This is a genomic window from Pseudoalteromonas sp. S3178, assembly GCF_005886985.1.
Classification (GTDB): domain Bacteria; phylum Pseudomonadota; class Gammaproteobacteria; order Enterobacterales; family Alteromonadaceae; genus Pseudoalteromonas; species Pseudoalteromonas carrageenovora.
The window spans coordinates 1-288 of record NZ_PNCW01000533.1 but is presented as its reverse complement, the minus strand read 5'-3'; the positions used below and the strand labels follow the sequence as shown (position 1 = coordinate 288).

Genomic DNA, 288 nt, shown 5'->3' with positions numbered 1-288 from the left:
AATATTATTAACGCACTGCCAGCATTACAGAATGAAATGTGGATGAGTCTTGCCGGGTTCAGTGCCGTATTGATAAACCTGTTTGAGGCCACGGGGATCACATGCGTGGTATCGAGCCCCATTACGTCAGGCACAAACAATGCGACCTGTGAGCACCCTTACATATTAGAAGCACAGTTAACATATCAGCCTGAGCGTATATACCTCGCTCGGTTTAATCAAATTAAGTCGCTGTTGGCGCAACGTTATACCTATCGAGGAGCACTCACTGGAAACAAAAAACTGGCG

General features: G+C 46.2%; 1 pseudogene. It reads left to right on the top strand.

Features of this window, described 5'->3' with window-relative positions:
* Positions 1-288 (top strand): annotated as a pseudogene (locus tag CWC11_RS23175) (nitroreductase); the annotation flags it as partial.